17 protein-coding genes are annotated in these 16002 nt (G+C 62.4%); 11 read left to right on the forward strand and 6 right to left on the reverse strand.

The window, feature by feature from the left end:
* Nucleotides 1-12: 12 nt before the first annotated feature.
* Nucleotides 13-819, reverse strand: coding sequence for an ATP-grasp domain-containing protein (locus tag JH15_RS14485; RefSeq protein ID WP_043531760.1), 807 nt, complete (start codon nucleotides 817-819; stop codon nucleotides 13-15).
* Nucleotides 820-938: 119 nt separating this feature from the next.
* Between JH15_RS14485 and JH15_RS14490 the strand changes: the two genes are divergently transcribed.
* Nucleotides 939-1688: a ribonuclease T2 family protein gene (locus tag JH15_RS14490; RefSeq protein ID WP_081949048.1), complete on the forward strand. Its 750-nt coding sequence runs from the start codon at nucleotides 939-941 to the stop codon at nucleotides 1686-1688.
* 11 nt (nucleotides 1689-1699) lie between these two features.
* On the opposite strand, the gene JH15_RS14495 is transcribed toward JH15_RS14490, so the two are convergent.
* Nucleotides 1700-2611, reverse strand: a complete 912-nt coding sequence (locus JH15_RS14495; RefSeq protein ID WP_043531521.1) for a nuclease-related domain-containing protein — start codon at nucleotides 2609-2611, stop codon at nucleotides 1700-1702.
* Between the two features lie 113 nt (nucleotides 2612-2724).
* Here JH15_RS14495 and JH15_RS14500 point away from each other — a divergent pair, with 113 nt between their 5' ends.
* Nucleotides 2725-3570: an NAD-dependent protein deacetylase gene (locus JH15_RS14500; RefSeq protein ID WP_043531523.1), complete on the forward strand. Its 846-nt coding sequence runs from the start codon at nucleotides 2725-2727 to the stop codon at nucleotides 3568-3570.
* Between the two features lie 61 nt (nucleotides 3571-3631).
* On the opposite strand, the gene JH15_RS14505 is transcribed toward JH15_RS14500, so the two are convergent.
* The 3 genes from JH15_RS14505 to JH15_RS14515 all read right to left on the reverse strand — a co-directional run bounded on the left by JH15_RS14505 (nucleotide 3632) and on the right by JH15_RS14515 (nucleotide 5846).
* A complete protein-coding gene (locus tag JH15_RS14505) occupies nucleotides 3632-4630 on the reverse strand; it encodes an aldo/keto reductase (protein ID WP_043531525.1) in 999 nt (332 codons plus the stop codon).
* Nucleotides 4631-4675: 45 nt separating this feature from the next.
* Nucleotides 4676-5050, reverse strand: coding sequence for a translation initiation factor Sui1 (locus tag JH15_RS14510; RefSeq protein WP_043531527.1), 375 nt, complete (start codon nucleotides 5048-5050; stop codon nucleotides 4676-4678).
* Nucleotides 5051-5168: 118 nt separating this feature from the next.
* Nucleotides 5169-5846, reverse strand: a complete 678-nt coding sequence (locus tag JH15_RS14515) for an HAD family hydrolase (protein WP_043531529.1) — start codon at nucleotides 5844-5846, stop codon at nucleotides 5169-5171.
* Between the two features lie 277 nt (nucleotides 5847-6123).
* Between JH15_RS14515 and JH15_RS14520 the strand changes: the two genes are divergently transcribed.
* From JH15_RS14520 to JH15_RS14560, 9 genes are all read left to right on the forward strand, one after another.
* Nucleotides 6124-6858, forward strand: coding sequence for a GntR family transcriptional regulator (locus tag JH15_RS14520; protein WP_043531531.1), 735 nt, complete (start codon nucleotides 6124-6126; stop codon nucleotides 6856-6858).
* Nucleotides 6858-8069, forward strand: coding sequence for a D-mannonate dehydratase ManD (gene manD, locus JH15_RS14525; RefSeq protein WP_043531533.1), 1212 nt, complete (start codon nucleotides 6858-6860; stop codon nucleotides 8067-8069). The genes JH15_RS14520 and manD overlap by 1 nt, the downstream gene beginning before the upstream one ends.
* A gap of 12 nt (nucleotides 8070-8081) precedes the next feature.
* Nucleotides 8082-9104: a Zn-dependent oxidoreductase gene (locus JH15_RS14530; RefSeq protein WP_043531534.1), complete on the forward strand. Its 1023-nt coding sequence runs from the start codon at nucleotides 8082-8084 to the stop codon at nucleotides 9102-9104.
* Between the two features lie 67 nt (nucleotides 9105-9171).
* Entirely contained in the window at nucleotides 9172-10137 is a 966-nt protein-coding gene (locus JH15_RS14535; RefSeq protein ID WP_043531536.1) for a TRAP transporter substrate-binding protein, read from the forward strand.
* Between the two features lie 80 nt (nucleotides 10138-10217).
* Entirely contained in the window at nucleotides 10218-10814 is a 597-nt protein-coding gene (locus tag JH15_RS14540) for a TRAP transporter small permease (RefSeq protein WP_043531538.1), read from the forward strand.
* Nucleotides 10805-12085 carry a TRAP transporter large permease gene (locus JH15_RS14545; RefSeq protein WP_043531540.1) on the forward strand — a complete coding sequence of 427 codons (1281 nt, stop codon included), beginning with the start codon at nucleotides 10805-10807 and terminating at the stop codon, nucleotides 12083-12085. The genes JH15_RS14540 and JH15_RS14545 overlap by 10 nt, the downstream gene beginning before the upstream one ends.
* Before the next feature lie 45 nt (nucleotides 12086-12130).
* On the forward strand, nucleotides 12131-13603 hold the full coding sequence (locus tag JH15_RS14550; protein ID WP_043531542.1) for a mannitol dehydrogenase family protein: 1473 nt from the start codon (nucleotides 12131-12133) through the stop codon (nucleotides 13601-13603).
* Between the two features lie 12 nt (nucleotides 13604-13615).
* Nucleotides 13616-14791, forward strand: a complete 1176-nt coding sequence (uxuA, locus tag JH15_RS14555) for a mannonate dehydratase (RefSeq protein WP_043531543.1) — start codon at nucleotides 13616-13618, stop codon at nucleotides 14789-14791.
* A 126-nt stretch (nucleotides 14792-14917) separates the two neighbouring features.
* Nucleotides 14918-15211 (forward strand): hypothetical protein, encoded by a 294-nt coding sequence (locus JH15_RS14560; protein WP_197053328.1) that lies wholly within the window; start codon nucleotides 14918-14920, stop codon nucleotides 15209-15211.
* Nucleotides 15212-15279: 68 nt separating this feature from the next.
* Here JH15_RS14560 and JH15_RS14565 read toward each other — a convergent pair whose 3' ends face one another.
* On the reverse strand, nucleotides 15280-15951 hold the full coding sequence (locus tag JH15_RS14565) for an HAD family hydrolase (RefSeq protein ID WP_043531545.1): 672 nt from the start codon (nucleotides 15949-15951) through the stop codon (nucleotides 15280-15282).
* Between the last annotated feature and the right edge of the window lie 51 nt (nucleotides 15952-16002).

The raw sequence follows: 16002 nt of genomic DNA on the forward strand, positions 1-16002 counted from the left end.
GCGCCGTCACGATCAGGCCGTGAGGCCGAAGGGGGGCTGGCCGTCGGGCTCCAGGGGCGTGCCACGCTCGAGTACACGGAGCATGGCGGCGCCGATGCGTCGGCCGCTATCGGGAATGCCCTGGTTGCCGAACAGGCGGTTGAACTCGAATACGTAGGGATGACCCTCGACCATGGCGATATCGAAACCGGCGTGGTCGATCCCCAGCGTGCGGGCCAGGCGCCGTACCAGGGCAAGAGCGGCCGGCGGGATAGCGTCATGATTCACGGCGCCGCCCTGGCTGACGTTCGAGCGATAGCCACCCAGGGGCGTGATGCGCCAGTAGGCGGCCAGGATCTCGTCACCGACCACGGCGATGCGCAGATCGCGATCGATGGGCAGGCGCTGCTGGGCATAGAGCGTCGGCTCTTCCACGAGATGATCCAGCAGTGCCTCGCGGGAATTGATCAGCCGCACGCCTTCGCCCATCGAGCTCTTGATGCGCTTGGCGATGAACGGGTAGCCGAAACGTGCCTCGACCTTGTCGATGCTGGCGCGGGAACCGCCCAGGATTTCGGTGGGTGGCACGTGCTCGGGACATATCGCCATGAAGGCGCGGGTCTGCTCGACCTTGTTGTGACCCAGGTGGTAACTCGCCAGACTCGGGAAGATACGCACATTGAGTCCGTAAACCAGGGTGTTGATCTGCCAATACTCGGGAAACAGCACCCAATCGGCCCGGCGTATCTCGTCGAGATGGTCATACATGCGCTCGGGTTTGATATAACGAACACCGGACAGGCCCAGGGTGCGAAAAGCATCGAAACTGATCAGGTTCACGCGTGACATACCACGAGAGAGGAAGGAAGCGGCGCGGATTATTATCCGACTTCAGGGCGGCGACAAGACCCCTTGGGCGCCTATTTTCCAACGATTGGAAACAGGACGCTCGACGCCTGATGCTGGCGGGGCTGCTTGGCCTGATGGCGTGCTCTGCCATGGCCGGCGCCCAGGCCTCGCTCCCCACCGCGGGGTTCGACCACTACACCCTGGCCCTGACCTGGCACCCCGGATTTTGTACTACCCAATCGAACCCACCCCGCGAGTGTCGCGAACCGTCGCTGCACGAGGGCAGCCAGCAAAAGTTCGTGCTGCATGGGTTATGGCCGTCGCTTCCCGAGCGCTTTGCCGAGCAGGGGGTCGACCGTCGTCAATGGTGGGGGAAAGGGTGTTTCCTGGAGCGGCCACGGGCCCAAGGAAGCTTTTGCCGGGTGCGACCGGCGTTCGATCTTCCACAGGGGCTTTCGAGCGAACTGGATGCAGCCATGCCGGGACGGGCCAGCTGCCTGGATCGCTACCAGTACGCCAAGCATGCCGCTTGCCTGTCGCTACCTGAAACGGCCTATTTCGAGCTGGCGCTGGCGTTGCTCGAGACGATCAATGCGAGCGCCTTCGTCGATTTCGTGGTGCTCAACCAGGGCGGCGAAGTGAATCGCAACGCCCTGATCGATGCCTTCGAGGCGGCCTTCGGTCACAATACCGGCCGAGCGCTGCGTCTTGAGTGTCGCGGGCGGGGCAACCGGACGCTGACCGAAGTGCGTATCGGTATCGCTGCCGAGCGCGTCCAGGCATTTCCCGCAGCCGATTCACTGGTTCCCCTGGGCCGCGGTCGTTGTGCGACACGGGTACGTATCGCCACGTTCGACTGACCAGCGGTGCCTTATACCGAGGGATGGTGCAACGGTGTCAGCTCGACCAATGTGCTGCGCTCCATCAGGGTGCGGATCACCCGATCGTGAAGCGCCGGATCGACACGCGTTCCGCCGGGGGCGTTGAGCCGATTGGCCAGGCCTTCTCCGCTGACCACCAGTAGATCATCCGGCGCCTGACTGGTGTCCACGACCCAACCGGGCAGCGCCAGCACGCCACGTACGGGCACGTCGGTCTGGCATTCTTGACTCAGCCAACGTTGCAGCCATTGCGTGGCCTGGCGGGTCTTGCGCATGGGGCGGCGCTCGCTCCAACCGGGGAAGCGCAGCCGCTCGTGCTCGACGGCGACCTGATTCTGCTCCTGACCGTCGTTGCCTATCGGACGGCTGCGGGCACGCGTCTCGATCACGTAGACGCCATACGGCGTTACGGCGACATGATCGATGGTGTACGTGTCCGCGGGGATATCGTGAAAAACGTAGTAGGGATGGGCATCGGGGCGGATCAGGCGCTCGAGCTCCTGGCCCACCGCCAGTTCACAGGCCAGCCCGAGCTTCATCCTGCGAATGCGTTGATAGTCGCGAATCAGCAGGAAGCAGAACAGCAGCACCAGGACCGTGCTCAGCAGGCCGTACAGCGCCCACTCGATCCATTCCTGCTCATCGGAGAACAGCATCCGGCCCATGCCATAGACCAGGGGCGCCAAGGTCACGACCGGCCCCAGGGCGCCGATGAGGAACAGACTGGAGAATGCGCGGTCTAGACGATCGCGCAGGGCCTGGCCGGGTTCGCGCAACGGATGGGCGTCGAACGGTGAGCGTACCCGGGCGTCGTGCAGGTTGCGCAGGCCGAGTACAATGACTGCCATGGCTCCCAGCGGGAACAGGAAGATTAGCGGTAACACATATTCCAGCCAGGCCATCGAGAGGAGTCCTTGCCCTAGGGATGAAATCGCAGACGCCCCATTCTAGCCAACCCGCCCCCTCCAGGGCCATGAAACCTTCGCTTGTTGCCGATCCAGTTGGCGAGATTGGCATGACGGCATCGGCCTTGCCCGGTGCCGCGGCACTGGCCGGGTTCATCGAGCGTCACCCTCGCCTCGTGCTGCTCACCGGTGCCGGGGTCAGTACCGAGAGCGGCATTCCCGATTACCGTGACGACACCGGGGCATGGAAGCGCTCGCCACCGATGCAGCATCAGCTATTCATGAGCAGTCATGCAGCACGCCAGCGCTATTGGGCGCGGGCGCTGATCGGTTTTCGAGCGTTGAGCGACGCTCAGCCGGGCGCCGCTCATCGGGCCTTGGCCAGGCTCGAGGCGATGGGGCATGTCGAGCGCCTGATCACACAGAATGTCGATGGATTGCATCAACGTGCCGGATCCCGGCGAGTCATCGACCTGCACGGCCGGGCAGAGATCGTATGCTGCATGCAGTGCGGTGCCCGACGCATGCGCTACGACTGGCATGCCGAGCTCGAAGCCTGCAACCCTCACTGGCTGGGGCTCGAGGCCGCGGCGGGGCCGGATGGGGATGCCGATCTGGAGCGTGACTTCTCGAGTTTTCGGCTCCCCGGCTGTGGCCGATGTGGACAAGGGATCCTCAAGCCGGATGTGGTGTTCTTTGGCGATAGCGTGCCACGTCTGCGCGTCGAAGCGGCCTTTGCCGCACTGGAGGCCGCCGATGCCCTGCTCGTGGTTGGCTCGTCGCTGATGGTCTACTCGGGCTTTCGCTTCGCGCGCCGGGCCGCGAAGGACGGCAAGCCCATCGCCTGCCTGAATCTGGGACGCACCCGGGCCGATGAGTTATATACGCTTAAACTCGAAGCCCCGGTGGGACAGACATTGGAACATGTGATCACACGAATGGATTCGCAGGGGTAAAACCCCGATGCGAATACCGGCCGAAAGCGGCCGGTCTCGTCAGTGGTACGCGTGCTGCTGATTAGACGTCGCGCGTCGGGGGCGCCATGAACTCCGGCCCCACCGGATCCTGGACGTGCTCGTCGACGATACGCTCGATCTCCTCGATCTCTTCGTAGGAGAGCGTCCAATCGGCAATGCGCTCGACGGGATCGACCTGATCCGGGCGGCGTGCGCCCCACAGGGCAATGCCATTGGCGTTGCGGTCGAGTAACCAGCGAACGGCCAGTTCCAACACACGCTTGCCATGGCGCTCCTGGGCAAAGCGGTCCAGGGCCTCCACGGCAGCCAGGTATTGATCGAAGCGCGGTTGCTGGAACTTGGGGTCGTTATTGCGAAGGTCATCACCGCTGAAGCCATAGTCGCGATGCATCTTGCCTGTCAGCAGGCCACGGCATAGGGCGCCGTAGGTCAACATGGCCAACCCGTCGCGCTTGGCATAGGGAATGATACTGCGCTCTGCGTCGCGCTCGAACAGGTTCAGCGGCGGCTGAACGGCATGCAACGGCGCTACCTCGCGGAAAGCATCGCATTGCTCGGGCGAGAAGTTGCTGACCCCGATGGCGCGGATCTTGCCGTCGCGGTAGAGGCGTTCCATGGTACGTGCCGTGTCTTCCATCGGCGCCTTCGGGTCGGGCCAGTGCACCTGATAGAGATCGATCGCGTCGACACCCAGCCGACGGAGTGAATCGTCGACTTCCTTCTCGATGCGGGCCGGCGTCGAGTTGCGCACGACCCCTTGAATACCGTCACCCCATTCCAGCCCCACCTTGGTGGCAATGGTCAGCCGGTCACGCTGGCCGATCTCGGCGATGGCCTTGCCCACGACCTCCTCGGAATGGCCGAAGCCGTAGGCCGGTGCGGTATCGATCAGGGTAATCCCGCGGTCGATCGCGGCATGTATGGTCCGGATGGCCTGGGCATCGTCGGTGCCGCCCCACTGTCTGCCGCCGATGGCCCACGTTCCCAGGGCGATGCGGCTCGGCTCGAGCTCGGTGCCGGGTATCTTGTAGGTCTCCATTCGATCCTCCTTGTTCGGAATGTCTGTCAGTGCGAAAGGGGACGCTCAGCCGCCAGCGAGCTTGACCGTGTAGCCCTTGGCTTCCAGCTCACCTTTCAGAACCTGGCGATGATCCCCCTGGATCTCGATGATGCCATCCTTGACGGCACCCCCCGTGCCACAGCGCTTCTTGAGCACCTTGGCCAAGGCCTTGAGCTCGTCGTCGCCCAATGGTACGCCACTCACCGTCGTCACGCCCTTGCCCTTGCGGCCGCTGGTTTCACGGCGAATGCGCACGATGCCGTCGAGTGAGGCCAGACGCTCGCTTTCGGCATTGGCCTGGCATTGGCAGTCATCGACAGGGTGGCGGCAGTCGGGGCAGGTCTCGCCATGTTCGGTACTGTAGACCAGACCGCTCAACTGATCCCGTAGTGAGGCCATGTCATGCTCCTGATGGTCGTTGCGACCATGGTAGCGCAGACGGATCAGCGTCTCATCGTCGGCTTATCCACAACGGGTCTTCACAGCTGTGTGCTGACCGGGTGTGGATAACCGGACGTCACGACATTAGAGCGCGCTTCTGGGAGAGATGGCCGATGACCGTCGGCAGCTGATACATGCTGGTGATGCAGATGGCGCCGTCTGGGGTCATCTCGGCATCGGGGTAGCGATTGACGTGGATAACGGTCATGCCCGCGGCGAGCGCGGCGTGTACGCCCACCAGGGCATCGTCGATGGCCACGCACTCATCAGGGCGATAGCCCATGGCGTTGGCTGCATGCAGATAGAGGCACGGGTCGGGTTTCCAGCACTTGCAGGTATAGCCGCTGAACAGCCGATCGCCGAAGTAATCGGTCAGGCCGGTCGCGGCGAGTCCGGTACGGATCTTGTGCTCGGGGCCGTTGGAAACCACGGCGCGGGGATAACGCGCTAACCGGTCGAGCGCCTCGCGCACGCCTTCGAGAGGCTCCAGCTCACTGGCCAGACGCTCGGCGAACTTGCGCCGCATTTCGGCCTCGGATTGCTGAAGCCGTTGGGGGTCGACCTCACCGTGACGTCGCTGCAACTCGGTAACGATGCTGACGAACCGGGCCCCACGAAATTCATTGATGTAATCGTTGGGGGAAAAGGGCAGGCCGACCTCATTGAGGCTGGCGGCCATCTCGGCAGCAAGCAAGGGCTCACTATCGACGAGGGTGCCGTCGCAATCGAACAACAGGCAGCGGGGTGTGGGCATGATCTGACCTCTCGGGTCACTACAGAGTATTTCTTAACCTAGTGTTATCGCTATCGGCCCCCTGCGGCCAATATTTAGCATCCGTTTATTATTTTCTGAACAGTGTTCCGTAACCTGATTGAAGTGTAAGCCAGGATTGCCGCTTATACCAAGGTAGTAGCGGGAAACACCGATTTTGGCTTGCATCACACCGCTTGAGAACCATACTACCATACTAGTTGGATCAGCAGCTTCGACACCCGTCAGGCTTCGCTGCCGATGTTCGACAGGAAACGCTATGTCCTCTCAACTTCATGCGATCTGGAACGACACACAGGCTGATGGATCGGTTCGCCAGCGGCTGTATAGCGTCTTACGCCAATCGATCATCCAGATGGTTCTGGCACCGGGTCAGGCCATTTCGGAGAAGGAGCTTGCCGAAACATTCTCGGTCAGTCGTCAGCCGGTACGCGAAGCCTTCATCCGTCTATCCGAGGCGGGGCTGGTGGAGGTGCGTCCACAACGCGGCACCTATGTGGTGAGAGTGTCGCAGCAGGCGGTACTACAGGCACGGTTCGTGCGCGAAGCGATCGAGGTGGCCGTAGCACGCGCCGCGGCGCAAGAGGGGTTGGACGCCAGTATCCTGAGCGAGCTGCACGAACTGATCGAGCGCCAGCGACGCTGTAGTGAAAGGGATGACTACGATCGTTTTTTCCAGCTCGACGAGGCGTTCCATCGCGCGCTGTCGCTGGGGGTCGGCCAGTCTGTCGCCTGGCGGGTCACCGAGGAGGTCAAGGCCCAGCTCGATCGGGTGCGCTACCTGAGCATTCCCGAGTCGACACCGATTCCCAAGCTTGCCGACCAGCATCAGGTCATCGTCGATGCCATCGCCGACCGCGATCCCGAGGCGTCAGCGCTCGCCATGCAGGTCCATCAGCGTGAGATCCTGCACTCGCTGCCCGAGCTCATGCGGCGCTTCCCGGACATGTTCGAGACCCAGCAGAATCCTGCCCAAATCATGGAGCCCAGCTAGTGAAGATTGAACAGGCCTATACCATCGTCACGTCGCCGGGGCGCAACTTCGTCACCCTGAAGATCGTCACCGAGTCAGGTACCTATGGTATCGGAGACGCGACCCTCAACGGCCGCGAGATGGCCGTGGTGGCCTATCTCGAGGAGCACGTGATCCCCGCCCTGATCGGTCGCGATGCCAGCCGGATCGAGGATATCTGGCACTACCTCTATCGTGGCGCCTACTGGCGTCGTGGGCCGGTGACCATGTCAGCCATCTCGGCAGTGGACATGGCGCTGTGGGATATCAAGGCCAAGGCAGCCAACATGCCGCTCTATCAGCTATTGGGCGGCAAGAGCCGGGAACGGGTGATGACCTACGCCCATTGTACCGGGCGCGACATCGATGCGTGCCTCGATGAAGTGGATAAGCACGTCAAGCTTGGCTATCGGGCGGTGCGGGTCCAGGCCGGGGTGCCGGGTATCCCCACCATCTATGGGGTCGCCAAACGCGAAGGCGAACGCTACGAGCCGGCCGACGCCGAGCTTCCCGCCGAGCATGTCTGGAGCACCGAAAAGTACCTGAACCATGTGCCCAAGTTGTTTGCCGCGGTGCGTGAACGTTTCGGCGACGATCTGCACGTCCTGCACGATGTCCATCATCGCCTGACGCCTATCGAGGCGGCGCGGCTGGGCAAGGAAGTCGAGCCCTATCACCTGTTCTGGCTGGAAGACTGTGTGCCAGCCGAGAATCAGGAGAGCTTCCGTCTGATTCGACAGCATACCACCACGCCGCTGGCCGTCGGCGAGGTCTTCAACTCGATCCATGACTACCGGGAGTTGCTCGAGAACCAGTGGATCGATTACGTACGCACCCCATTGACCCATGGCGGCGGTATTACTCATGTGCGGCGCATCGCCGATCTGGCCTCGCTGTATCACGTGCGTACCGGCTTTCATGGCCCTACCGATCTCTCGCCGGTATGCCTGGGTGCGGCGGTGCATTTCGATACCTGGGTTCCCAACTTCGGTATTCAGGAGCACATGCCCCACGAGGCAATCACCGATCAGGTCTTCCCCCACGATTACCGCTTCGAGGATGGCCATTTCATCGTCGGCGAGACACCTGGACACGGCGTGGACATCGACGAAGAACTGGCCAGCCAATACCCCTACAAGCGTGCCAGTCTCCCGGTCAACCGGCTCGAAGACGGCACTCTCTGGCACTGGTAACGAGGTAACGACATGCAGGCTTTTCAGGTTAGCGCGCCTCTGGACTACACCATCACCGAGATCGAAACTCCCCAGGCCGCGCCCGGCGAAGTGCTCGTTCGCGTCGCCTATGCGGGCATCTGCGGATCCGATATGCACATCATCCATGGCGAAAACGCCTTCGTGCGTTTCCCTCGCATCACCGGGCATGAGTTCGCCGGGACGGTCGAGGCACTCGGCGAAGGTGTCGAGGGGCTGTCGATCGGGGATCGAGTGTGCATCGATCCGGTGATCAACTGCGGTGAATGCTACCCGTGTCGCATCGGTCGTCCCAATGTGTGTACGGCCCTCGAGGTGATCGGGGTACATCGCAACGGAGGCTTCGAGGAGCAGGTCAACGTGCCGGCCGCCAACGCCCACCGCTTGCCTGACAATGTGGGTCTGGATGCGGCCGCCCTGGTCGAGCCGTACACCATTGCTGCCAACGTGCTGGACCGCATGCAACCCGTTGCCGGCGATCGCCTGCTGATTTTCGGCGCGGGTGTCATCGGCTTGACCATTCTACAGATGGCTCGTGCGCTCGGTCTCGAAGACATCACAGTCACTGATGTGATCGACGAGCGGCTGGCCACGGCCCGCGAACTCGGTGCGTCACGTACCTTCAATGGCAGACAGGACGATATCGAGGCTGCCATGCAAGAACTGACCGGTGGCGAGGGAATTCCGTTGATTGCCGATGCGGCCTGTGTCCCGGCATTGCTACCGCAAATCCTGCGCATTGCCTCACCGGCGGGCCGTGTCGGGTTGCTCGGTTTCAATCCCAACCCCAGCGACCTGGTGCAGTTGGAGGTGATCAAGAAGGAGCTGACTCTGGTCGGTTCACGTCTGAACAACCGCAAGTTTCCGGAAGTGATCGATCTCATGGCCTCGGGCCGTCTCGATGCGCTGGCGCTGGTAAGCCATCGCCTGCCGCTGGCAGAGATGCCCGGCGCCATCGACATGCTTGATCATCATCCCGAAAGGGCTCGCAAGGTATTAATCGATATCGGTGCCTGAGAGCGCCAACACCACGTAATCGCAGCACGACTCACGACAACACAACAGCCAGTCAGGAGAAGACGCCATGATCAAACGAATCGTTACCGGTGCCCTCATGGGAGCCACTCTGCTCGGCGGCCAGGCTTTCGCCGCAGACGTCACACTGCGCTTTGGCCACCTGGCCAATGAACAGAATATCTGGCATCAGGCCGCGGAACGCTTCAAGGCGCAGGTCGAGGAGAATTCCGACGGCCGTATCGAGGTGCAGCTCTACCCCAACGAGCAGTTGGGCAACGAGATGGATGTGATCAACAGCATCCAGTTGGGCACGGCCGATATGACCATTACCGGGGAGAGCCTGCAGAACTGGGCACCCAAGGCGGCCATGATGGCGGTTCCGTACGCCTTCCGCGATTCCGAGCATATGCACAAGGCGGTCGAGGGCGAGATCGGCGAGGAAATCGAAGCGCAGATTACCGAGCGCACCAATCTGGTACCGCTCGCCTGGTTCGAGCGTGGAGCGCGCCATCTTACGTCCAACCGGCCTATCACCCAACCGGATGAGCTGAACGGCATGCGCCTACGGGTGCCCAACGTGCCGCTGTTCGTCGATACCTGGGAGGCCTTGGGTGCGCGGCCGACGCCGATGGCCTTCAGCGAAGTATTCACTGCCTTGCAGCAGAACGTCATCGAGGGGCAGGAGAACCCGCTGAGCCTGATCGAAAGCGCTAGCTTCTATGAAGTTCAGGACTATGTGAACCGCACCGGCCATGTGCGTAGCTGGATCTATGTGGTGATCGGAAAGAACCAGCTCGACAGTATGTCCGACGAGCTGCGCCAGGTGGTACTGGACGCCGCCGAAGAGATGCAGACCTACCAGGCCGAGCTGTTCGAAGAAGATCAGCAGCGCCTGGAAGACGCGCTCAAGGAACGTGGCATGGAGTTCGTCGAGGTCGACACCGACGCGTTTGCCGAAAAGGCGCGTCCCGCCGTCGAAGAGGCGTTGACCGAAGAGCAGCGTGAACTGTTCGACGCGATCCAGGATCTTTAATCCACCCGCGGGCGCGGCGAGACGTCGCGCCCGTTTTCCATGCTTGCCGGGGAGAGACCACGCTCTCCAAGAGGTTGACTATGGATTCCCCTAACCAAGGACACCCGCCGACAGCGGAGCAAGACACGCCGCAGGCGCCCAGTCTGGATGCAATGGCCGAGGTCCCGAAACTCAAGGGGGCGGTAGGGCGCGTGATCGGGTGGATCGATACGCTATTCCTCGTACTCGCCAACCTGGCACTGGTCGCGATTGCCGGCACGGTGCTATTGCAGATATCGGGCCGTCTGTTCCTGCCTTATTCACCGGCCTGGACCGAGGAGCTCTCTCGCTATCTGTTCATATATATGGTGGCGCTGTCTTCCGGGGTCGCCCTCCGTCGCAATCGACACGTCAACGTCGAGCTCTATCACCATCGGCTGGGGTTGCGGGCACGCGCGGGCTACCAGGCCTTGATCAGCTTGATGATCGGTGCATTCGCAGGCGTGGTGCTGCCCTATGCCTGGCTATATGCCCAGAACGGCGCGTGGCAGACCTCGCCGACCCTGAAGGTCCCGATGCTCTACATCTTCTTTTCCACCGTCGTGCTGTATGCGCTGGTGCTGTTCTATAGCGTTGTGGGGGTCATCGAAGGGCTGATGGCCATGCAGCGCAAGCCGGAGGTTGGCTCATGGAAGTGATCGTACTGTTCAGTGTCTTTCTGGTGTTGCTGATTCTGGGCATGCCGATCGCTTTCGCGTTGGGCATCTCCTCGCTCAGTTACCTGCTGCTCGAAGGTATATCGCTGACTATCGTGCCGCAGCGCATGTATGCCGGCATCGATACCTTCGTTCTGCTGTGTATCCCCGGCTTCGTGCTGGCGGGCAACCTGATGAACGTGGGCAACATCACCGAGCATATCGTGCGCTTCTGCAATGCCCTGATGGGGCATATACGCGGTGGCCTGGGGCTGGCCAACGTCGGCGGTTCGATGATCTTCGGTGGGATCTCGGGCACGGCCGTGGCCGATGCCGCCAGTATCGGCTCGGTAATGATTCCGGGCATGGCGAAGTCGGGCTACGACAAGCCATTTGCCGCTGCGGTGACGGCGGCGTCCTCGACCATCGGGCCGATCATTCCGCCCAGCGTGCCGATGATCATCGTCGGCTCGCTGGCCGGGGTCTCGGTGGGTCGCATGTTCCTGGCCGGCGCCGTGCCGGGCTTTCTGCTCGGGGCTGCGATGATGGTCACCACCTATATCCTGGCAGTGAAGCGCGGCTACCCCAAGGGGCGCCGCTCCACGCTGCGCGAGCTACTGCGCGAAGGACGCACTGCCTTCTGGGCGCTGCTGATGACGGCCATCATCCTCTACGGGATCATTGGCGGGTTCTTCACCCCGACGGAAGCCTCCATCGTGGCGAGCCTCTATGCCCTGATCGTCGGCATGTATGTATACAAGGGACTCTCCTGGCGCAAGCTGCCTTCCATATTGACCGATACGGTGCTGACCTCGTCGGGTCTGCTGTTACTGGTCGGACTGGCTAACCTGTTCGGCTGGATTCTGACCAGCCAGCAAATTCCCCAAATGGTGGCCGCTGGGATTCTGTCGATCAGCGAGAATCCCATCATCGTCATTCTGATCCTCAACCTGATCCTACTGTTCATCGGCGCGTTCATGGAGACGATCGCCGCCCTGATCATTCTGTTCCCGGCGCTGCTGGGCGTGGCCACGGGCATCGGTATGGACCCCATCCATTTTGCCGTCATGGCGGTGCTCAACCTGATGATCGGCCTGACGACGCCGCCCGTTGGCGTGTGCCTGTTCGTCGTTTCGGGTATCGGCAATATTCAAATGCTCAGCGTCGCCCGCGCCATCGTGCCGTTTCTGGTGTGCAACCTGATCGTGCTACTGCTGGTGTCCTACGTTCCGGCATTCTCGCTCTGGCTGCCCAACCTGCTGATGGGCGAGTAGCCAAGGCCTGGCAGCACTGACTCAGTTATGAAAAGGGAGCTACCCATGACCACAGCCCACCTTCCCGCTGCTCCCCGTGAAGGGCGAGTATCGATCGTCCACCTGGGCCTGGGCGCCTTTCATCGCGCCCACCAGGCAGTCTATCTGGAGCGCTATCGTCAGCGCAGTGAGGATCAGGCCTGGGGGATGAGCAGCGCCAACCTACGCGGTGGCGTGGCTCTGGTCGATGCGCTGAGAGAGGCCGAGTATCGTTACCACGTAGCGGAATACGCCGATAGCGACAATGTCACCCTGCGTGAGGTCGGGGTCATCGAAGAGACCCTGTTCAGCGGGCGCGATGAGGACGGCCACTGGGGGCGGGATCTCGACGCACTGCTTTCGCGATTGGCCGACGACGCGGTACGCATCGTCACGCTCACGGTGACCGAGAAAGGCTATTTTCTCAGCCCCTCCGAGGGCTCGCTGCTGCGTGACGACCCGCAAATCGCGGCCGATATCGCTGACCCCCAGGCGCCGCGGACGGCGCCGGGCATCCTGGTCGAGGCCTTGGCACGCCGTCGGGCCGCAGGGCGGGCGCCCTTCACCGTGCTGTGTTGCGACAACATGCCCGACAACGGCAAGCGTACCCGGGCAGCCGTGACCCAACTGGCGGCCTGTCGCGACGCGGCACTGGCTGAATGGATCGAGCGCGAGGTCGCCTTTCCCTGCAGCATGGTCGACCGTATCGTGCCGGCCATGACCGAGGCCGATTTCGAGCGTCTGAAGGCCCTGGGCATCGACGATCCCAATGCCGTCGTCAGCGAGGCGTTCATTCAATGGGTGGTCGAGGACGACTTCCCCCAAGGGCGCCCCGATTGGAAAGCCGATGGGGTGGAGATGGTCGACGACGTGGCACCGTTCGAGACCATGAAGCTGCGCATGCTCAACGGCAGCCATTCGCTGATTGCCTACCTGGGCGCACTGGGCGGGATCGAGACCGTATTCGAGGCGGTCAGCCGCAGCGACATTACGGCGCTTTTGCGCCGTTATATGCTCAGCGAAGCGGCGCCGACGCTGAGCATGCCGGAAGGCACCGATCTCGAGGCCTATGCCGATCAACTGCTGGAGCGATTCGCTAACGACAGCCTGCGCCACCGTACACAGCAGATTGCCATGGACGGTTCGCAGAAACTGCCCCAGCGCTGGTTGCAAGGCGCCCTGTCCCGGCTCGAGGCAGGCGAGGCGGTGCCCTGCACGGCGCTCGGCGTGGCCGCCTGGATTCGCTACACCGCCGGCCAGGATCTGCACGGATCCGGTTATAAGGTCGACGACCCGTTGGCTGATACCTTCGCCCGGCTGCACAAGGCGCATGGCGAGGATGCCGAGGCCCTGGTCACGGCCTTCCTGGGCCTTGACTCAGTCTTTCCTTCGGTATTGGCCGGCCATACTGGGTTCGTTGAGTCGGTGATCCAGGCCTACCGGCAGCTCGACAGCCAGGGGCTCGATGACACCCTGTCGTCACTCAACGCCACGCACTGACACGAGGTCCCCATGGAACATACCTGGCGCTGGTTCGGTCCCGATGATCCGATCTCTCTCGAGGAGATTCGCCAAACGGGGGCGACCGGCATCGTCACTGCCCTTCACGAGATCGCCAACGGCGAGGTCTGGCCTGTCGACGCGATAGCCGCGCGCAAGGCCCTGATCGAAGCCGCCGGCCTGCGCTGGTCGGTGGTCGAGAGCGTGCCGGTGCACGAGACGATCAAGCAGGGGCTGCCCGAGCGGGAGCGCTACATTGAGGCCTACCAAGAGACGCTGCGCGACCTGGCCACCTGCGGCATCGACACCGTCTGCTACAACTTCATGCCGGTACTCGACTGGACACGCACGGACCTGGCCTGGCGGTTGGCCGATGGCGGGCTGGCCCTGCGCTTCGACCAGAACGCCCTGGCGGCGTTCGACCTTTATCTCTTGTCTCGGCCCGGTGCCGAGCATGACTACTCTACGACCGAGCAGGAACGTGCCCGCGCTTATCTCGCGGGACTCGATAACGCCGGTCGCGAGCACTTGGCCAATACCATCATCGCCGGTTTGCCGGGGGCCGAAGAGCATTACACCCTGGCGCGTTTTCAGGCGGCGCTGGATGCTTATGAAGACATCGATGCCGAGCGCTTACGTAACCATCTCGGCGATTTCCTGCGCGCCATCGTGCCGGTGGCCGAGGAGGTCGGCGTACGGCTGGCCATCCACCCCGACGATCCGCCTCGTCCGCTGTTCGGCCTGCCGCGAGTGGTCTCCACTGCGGACGATGCGCAGTGGGTACTCGATGCCGCGCCGAGTGAAGCCAATGGCCTGACATTGTGCACGGGCTCCTATGGCGTTCGTGAGGATGTCGACCTGGTCGAGATGGCCCAACGTTTCGGCCCGCGCATCTACTTCGCGCATCTGCGCTCGACACAGCGAGAAGCCGAGCACCCACGCTCCTTCCATGAAGCCCATCACCTGGGGGGCGACGTGGATATGGTCGGCGTGATTCGTGCCTTGGTAGCGGAAGAACGGCGCCGTGAGCGAGAGGGTGGTCCGCGTTTGCCGCTGCGCCCGGATCATGGTCACCATATTCTCGACGATCAGCGCCGCGACACCCGGCCGGGGTACCCGCTCTACGGACGTCTCAAAGGTCTGGCGGAGCTACGCGGGGTGGAACTGGCCGTTAGGCAACTCACGTGAGCCGAGAAGCCCTCGCCGACATGGTTTCTCAATGACGATACCCGGGGGAATCGATCAATACCTGCTAGGGTGTAAGGAAAGCGAGGGCGTGAGCCATTGAAATCCACACTTTTGGAGGTATCGATCATGACATCGAAGCAATTTACCCATGTGTTAGGCGTGTTCGGCATTTCGTTGGGCCTGATGGTCAGCCCGCTGTCCTTCGCGGATGACGAGGAGGAACATCAGCAGGACGGTTCAGCGCATGAGCAAAGGGATACCGACTTCCAGGAAGGCGGTGGAGCTGCGGCGATTACCGACGGGGGCGCCACCGGTACCACTATTGATGGGACCTATGGTGATGAGGATGGCCCTGACGGGGCGCAGGACGACAGTCCTGATAATGCAGACGACTCAGAGCCTAAAACGGACGATGAGTGACCTTATCATCGAGCACGGCAGTACTAGGCACGTGAAATGAGGAGCCGCCCTGGGGCGGCTCCGTGCGTTCAGGCAGTAAGCCGCGCGGCGAGACGGGCCACTGCATCCGGCAGGTCTTGCGCGTAGCGTAGTGCGATAGCCCCCTCGGGGGTGGTTTCGCTATCGGGAAAGTGGTTCAGGTGAATGACCTGCATGCCCGCCTCGAGCCCGGCCGCCACACCCACGGCGGCATCGTCGATGACCACACAGCGCTCCGGCGGGAAGCCCATGCCTTCGGCGGCCTTGAGATAGAGGGTGGGGTCCGGCTTCCAGACACCGAGGGTATAGGCGCTGAAGAGGTTGTCGCCGAAATGATGCGCGAAGCCGACGCTCTCCATGGCGCAACGAATCTTGCGTTCCGGGCCGTTGGACACCACCGCGCGCGGGTAGGCCTGTAACTGGTCCAATGCGTCGCCCATGCCGTCGATGGGTAGCAGATGCTCTCGCATCCTCATCTCCATCAGGTCGCGCATGGCGGCCTCCATGGCATCGCGTTGTGGATCGCTGAGGGCCTGATAGCGGCTTTCCAGCTCGAGCACGATGGCAAGGAAACGCACGCCACGAAACTCGTCCATGTACTGGGCGGCTGTGAAGGGCAGGCTGTAGCGGGGCAGGATTTCGGCCATGACCTCGGCGAGAAGAATCTCGCTGTCGACCAAGGTGCCGTCGGAATCGAAGAGCAGACACAGCGGTGCTGACATAGGGGCCTCGGTATCAAAGTCGCGTCACGCCAGGATACCCAAGGCGTGGCG

This window comes from Litchfieldella xinjiangensis, from assembly GCF_000759345.1.
In the GTDB taxonomy this organism is placed as follows: Bacteria; Pseudomonadota; Gammaproteobacteria; order Pseudomonadales; family Halomonadaceae; genus Litchfieldella_A; species Litchfieldella_A xinjiangensis.

Bases quoted from the DNA above. Each gene is read 5' to 3' on its own strand.
- JH15_RS14540 (WP_043531538.1), top strand. From the start codon at position 10,218: ATGGATTCCCCTAACCAAGGACACCCGCCGACAGCGGAGCAAGACACG.
- JH15_RS14565 (WP_043531545.1), bottom strand. From the start codon at position 15,951: ATGTCAGCACCGCTGTGTCTGCTCTTCGATTCCGACGGCACCTTGGTC.
- JH15_RS14535 (WP_043531536.1), top strand. From the start codon at position 9,172: ATGATCAAACGAATCGTTACCGGTGCCCTCATGGGAGCCACTCTGCTC.
- uxuA (WP_043531543.1), top strand. From the start codon at position 13,616: ATGGAACATACCTGGCGCTGGTTCGGTCCCGATGATCCGATCTCTCTC.
- JH15_RS14560 (WP_197053328.1), top strand. From the start codon at position 14,918: ATGACATCGAAGCAATTTACCCATGTGTTAGGCGTGTTCGGCATTTCG.
- JH15_RS14545 (WP_043531540.1), top strand. From the start codon at position 10,805: ATGGAAGTGATCGTACTGTTCAGTGTCTTTCTGGTGTTGCTGATTCTG.
- JH15_RS14510 (WP_043531527.1), bottom strand. From the start codon at position 5,050: ATGGCCTCACTACGGGATCAGTTGAGCGGTCTGGTCTACAGTACCGAA.
- JH15_RS14550 (WP_043531542.1), top strand. From the start codon at position 12,131: ATGACCACAGCCCACCTTCCCGCTGCTCCCCGTGAAGGGCGAGTATCG.
- JH15_RS14530 (WP_043531534.1), top strand. From the start codon at position 8,082: ATGCAGGCTTTTCAGGTTAGCGCGCCTCTGGACTACACCATCACCGAG.
- JH15_RS14490 (WP_081949048.1), top strand. From the start codon at position 939: ATGCTGGCGGGGCTGCTTGGCCTGATGGCGTGCTCTGCCATGGCCGGC.
- JH15_RS14520 (WP_043531531.1), top strand. From the start codon at position 6,124: ATGTCCTCTCAACTTCATGCGATCTGGAACGACACACAGGCTGATGGA.
- JH15_RS14515 (WP_043531529.1), bottom strand. From the start codon at position 5,846: ATGCCCACACCCCGCTGCCTGTTGTTCGATTGCGACGGCACCCTCGTC.
- JH15_RS14495 (WP_043531521.1), bottom strand. From the start codon at position 2,611: ATGGCCTGGCTGGAATATGTGTTACCGCTAATCTTCCTGTTCCCGCTG.
- JH15_RS14505 (WP_043531525.1), bottom strand. From the start codon at position 4,630: ATGGAGACCTACAAGATACCCGGCACCGAGCTCGAGCCGAGCCGCATC.
- JH15_RS14500 (WP_043531523.1), top strand. From the start codon at position 2,725: ATGACGGCATCGGCCTTGCCCGGTGCCGCGGCACTGGCCGGGTTCATC.